Below are 4105 nucleotides of genomic sequence, written 5' to 3' on the forward strand. Positions count from 1 at the left end.
TAATTTGTCCGCTTTTAAAATTCGACAATGCTTTCTGGCGAGCATTTTGCGATTTATTACCATGAATGGCTTCAGTTTTAATTCCTGCCTTTACAAGGTCTTTTGTTATTTTATCAGCACCATGTTTAGTTCTACTAAAAATTAGCGCAGACTTAATGTTTTTATCGCTGAGGATATGAATCAATAATTTTTTCTTATCGTTCTTCTCTACAAAAAATAGAGATTGATCAATGGTATCTGCAGTACTAGAAACTGGTGTAACTTCCACTTTTTCTGGATTTACCAGAATGGTATTAGCCAATTTTTGTATTTCATCAGGCATTGTAGCCGAGAAAAATAAAGTCTGACGTTTCTGTGGAATCTTGGTAATGAGCTTCTTTACATCATGTATAAAACCCATATCGAGCATGCGGTCTGCCTCATCAAGCACAAAAATCTTCAAGTAATGCAATTGAACAAATTTTTGATTGATCAAGTCCAGTAACCTTCCAGGAGTAGCAATAAGAATATCAACTCCTGATTTTAAGGCTGAAACTTGAGATCCCTGCGACACTCCGCCAAAAATTACTGCGTGCTTCATACCTGTATGACGGCCATAAGCAGTAAAACTTTCACCAATTTGTATGGCTAACTCACGTGTAGGGGTTAAAATTAAACATTTTATTGCTCTTGGTCCCTTATCGAATATCTTTCCTCCTTCTAAAATCTGAAGGATTGGAATAGCAAAGGCTGCGGTTTTTCCCGTTCCGGTTTGAGCACAGCCTAAAAGGTCTTTACGTTCTAATATGATGGGTATTGATTGTTCCTGAATGGGAGTGGGGTTGGTATAACCCTCTGTTTTTAAAGCCTTTAAAATAGGCTCAATTAGGTTTAATTCTTCGAATGACATGTATTGATTTTACATTGCTGTTTAAAATGCCAGCAATTTTATATTTCCGCAAAGGTACGGATTTAAATGATAATGTATGGATTGATGAAAATAGAGACTAGTGTGATTGGTAAAATTCTATTGCTTCGATAATAGTTTTGCAAGCCATTTTGATTTCATTATCAGTGATTATTAAGGGAGGAGCTATGCGCATGGCCGTATCGCAATGTAAAAACCAATCAATAATTATCCCATTTTCAACACAACGTTTACTTACCTTTTCAACTTGTTCGAAGCTTGTTAACTGTATACTTAACATAAGTCCTCTGCCTCTGATCTCTTTAATTTCTGGATGTTGCAGGTGTTTTCTGAAGAGAGATTCTTTTCTATTGACATCATCAATGAGATTTTCATCTAAAATTACCTCTAAATTTGCAAGTCCCGCAGCGCAACTTACCGGATGTCCACCAAAGGTGGTAATATGCCCTAAGATTGGATTTTCTTTTAAAACGCTCATGATCTCATTGCTCGAGATAAAAGCACCTATGGGCATTCCTCCGCCCATCCCTTTCGCTAAAAGTAAAATATCAGGTTTTATATCAAAATGTTCAAAGGCGAATAATTTTCCTGTCCGACCAAATCCTGATTGAATTTCATCTAAAATTAGTAATGTGTTCGTTTCATCGCATCGTTTTCTCAAACATTGCATGTAATTTGTATCGGGAACAATTACTCCAGCTTCGCCTTGTATAGTTTCCATAATTACAGCCGCAGTATCGGTACTAATCATGCTGAGATCAATCAAATTATTGAATTCGATGAATTGTATACCGGGTAAAAGGGGTCTGTATGCTTGTTTATAATGTTCATTCCCCATTACGCTAAGTGCCCCATGAGTACTCCCGTGATAGGAGTTTTTACAAGCAATAATTTCAGCTCTTCCTGTATAGCGTTTGGCGAGCTTCATGGCACCCTCAGTGGCCTCGGCTCCAGAATTTACAAAATAAATAGAGCTTAGAGTGTTGGGTAAAACAGAGACTAATTTACTTGCAAATTTTATTTGTGGTGCTTGGATGTATTCACCATACACTGTGAGGTGAAGGTATTTGTCGGCTTGATCCTTAATTGCCTGAATAACCTTTGGGTGTCTATGCCCGGTATTGCTAACCGCAAAGCCTGATACAAGATCCATGTAGCTCTTGCCTGCATAATCATATAGATACATGCCCTCTGCGCGGTCAATTTCTAATAGACGTGGCGAAGAAGAAGTTTGTGCGGTATTAAGTAGAAAGAGCTGTCGTGGACTAAGCATTCCCAAAAATACACAATTTTAAAGCTTCTTAAAATTAGGCTTTAATATTTATAAGTTTAAAAGGCTTTATTTATTCGTTGACTTACGACGGTGGTTTAGTTGCTTAATTAAATGCTCTCTAAATTCGCGTTCTGCTTGGTATAGAAGCAGGATTTTTTCTGCAGAAATAGTTTTAGAATAGAGTTTTTTATATTTCTTCTTTAAATCAAGCATTTTGCTTTCATAGGCTAGGTCTAAGTTGATTTTATCGTTAGACTCAAGGTCAGTACGTAGTCTTTCCTCTCTTCTTTTCTTCATCAAGAGCATCAATTCTTTTTGGTAGCTGTTATAAACTGGCCAAAAATTCTGTGCTTCTTCGGTACTTAAATCTAGTTTTTTAGTAATAAAAGCAATTTTTATAGCTTCAATCTCCTCATAGCGTTCGCTTTTCGATTGGGCAAATAGTGAAACACTCACCATTAAGAGGATAATAATAACACTTAATCTTTTCATTATTGTACCTTTCATAAGCTGTTATTTTTAATGTATTGTTCTATCTCTTGTGATGAAACATCGTTTGATACTTGCTGAAGACCTTCATCACTTAGATTTTCGATAATGTACTGATTGTCATTTACTGTGCTGTGAATTTGAAGGTAATTGATAATTTCTTGATCTGGAATATTTGATAAATCACTGCTAATATTATCTGATTTCATATTTAAATAAACGACTGATCCTATGACCATTGTAATACATGCTGCTGCAGAATAGCTAATCCATGATTTGAAAATGCTTTTCTTTCGGACTACCGCTTGTTGCCCAATTTTTTCTTCAATTGTTTGACTGAGGTTAGAAAAATAATCATCAGGAATACTAAATCCGCTGTATGGGTCTAGTTCATTTATATTTTCAATGGCAAGTTTCGCCTTTATTTGTTTTTCCAGTTGTTCAAAATAGCCCTTTGGAATGCTAAATTCTTCCTCATTTTCAAATCGAGCAGCCTCGATGAGTGCTTTTGACGTCAAATTATTAGATAGAGACTCGAAATAATCCGAAGGCAGGGCAAAAGGATTTTCTCTTCCCATTGCGGCAAGAGTTGGAGCCTCCTTTTCCCATTCTCGATCTAAATCATTTAATTTCATGCTCGTTTGATATTTTTAATTTTAAAAGGTTTAATCAGAGTTTAATAAAATATGCTCTATTTTATTGACGGCAATGTGAAATGAAGCTTTTAAGGCACCAACGCTCGTTCCTAAAATGCTTGAGATTTCCTCATATTTTAGGTCGTCAAAGTATTTCATGTTAAAGACTAGCCTTTGCTTTTCGGGTAGTGTTAGTATGGCTTTTTGGAGCTTCATCTGGGCTTTGTCGCCGTCAAAATAGGGGCTTTCAGCTAGAGTTTCAAGCAAGTTTCTTCCTTCTGAATCATCTAGAGAAACACTATTTCTTAATTTTTTGCGATTTAAAAAGGTAATGCATTCATTGCTGGCTATACGATAAATCCAGGTATAGAGCTGTGAATCACTACGGAAGTTTGCAAGATTTTTCCAAATCTTTATAAAAACATCCTGCACAAGGTCATCCGCATCATCATGATTGATCACCATCCTTCGCACATGCCAATAGATTTTTTGCTGATACTTATTCAGTAACAATGAAAAAGCTTCAGTCCGAGTACTTTCCTGAGCGAATTTATTTAAGATTTCTGAATCTTCAACCTGCATATTTTCTTTTAAAAAATGGCCCAGACTCAGGAATGGATTATCTTACTTGCGTTTGATAACCTTTCTAACCGCCTTGATGATATCTTCAGTATCTAAACCATACTTTTTCATGAGCTGATCTGGAGTTCCACTCTCACCGAAGCTGTCATTTACAGCAACATATTCTTGAGGAACCGGATTGTTTGTCGCTAAAAGTTGTGCAATACTGTCTCCTAATCC

Annotated in this window: 5 protein-coding genes and 1 pseudogene; all 6 read right to left on the minus strand. The window is 36.2% G+C overall.

All coding sequences use genetic code 11. The features are described from left to right. Positions 1-889 (minus strand): DEAD/DEAH box helicase (locus ACILQF_RS12900; protein WP_395627808.1); only part of this gene is annotated, 889 nt, incomplete at its 3' end. Positions 890-986: 97 nt separating this feature from the next. Then, positions 987-2180, minus strand: a complete 1194-nt coding sequence (locus tag ACILQF_RS12905; protein WP_395627809.1) for an aspartate aminotransferase family protein — start codon at positions 2178-2180, stop codon at positions 987-989. A gap of 66 nt (positions 2181-2246) precedes the next feature. After that, complete coding sequence (locus ACILQF_RS12910; protein ID WP_395627810.1) at positions 2247-2672, minus strand: hypothetical protein; 426 nt, start codon at positions 2670-2672, stop codon at positions 2247-2249. 11 nt (positions 2673-2683) lie between these two features. Then, the gene (locus tag ACILQF_RS12915) at positions 2684-3304 is read right to left on the minus strand and encodes a hypothetical protein (protein WP_395627811.1); all 621 of its coding nucleotides are present in this window, start codon (positions 3302-3304) and stop codon (positions 2684-2686) included. Between the two features lie 30 nt (positions 3305-3334). After that, on the minus strand, positions 3335-3886 hold the full coding sequence (locus tag ACILQF_RS12920; RefSeq protein WP_395627812.1) for an RNA polymerase sigma factor: 552 nt from the start codon (positions 3884-3886) through the stop codon (positions 3335-3337). 42 nt (positions 3887-3928) lie between these two features. After that, positions 3929-4105 (minus strand): annotated as a pseudogene (locus ACILQF_RS12925) (transketolase family protein); the annotation flags it as partial.

This window comes from Daejeonella sp., from assembly GCF_044232565.1.
In the GTDB taxonomy this organism is placed as follows: Bacteria; Bacteroidota; Bacteroidia; order Sphingobacteriales; family Sphingobacteriaceae; genus Daejeonella.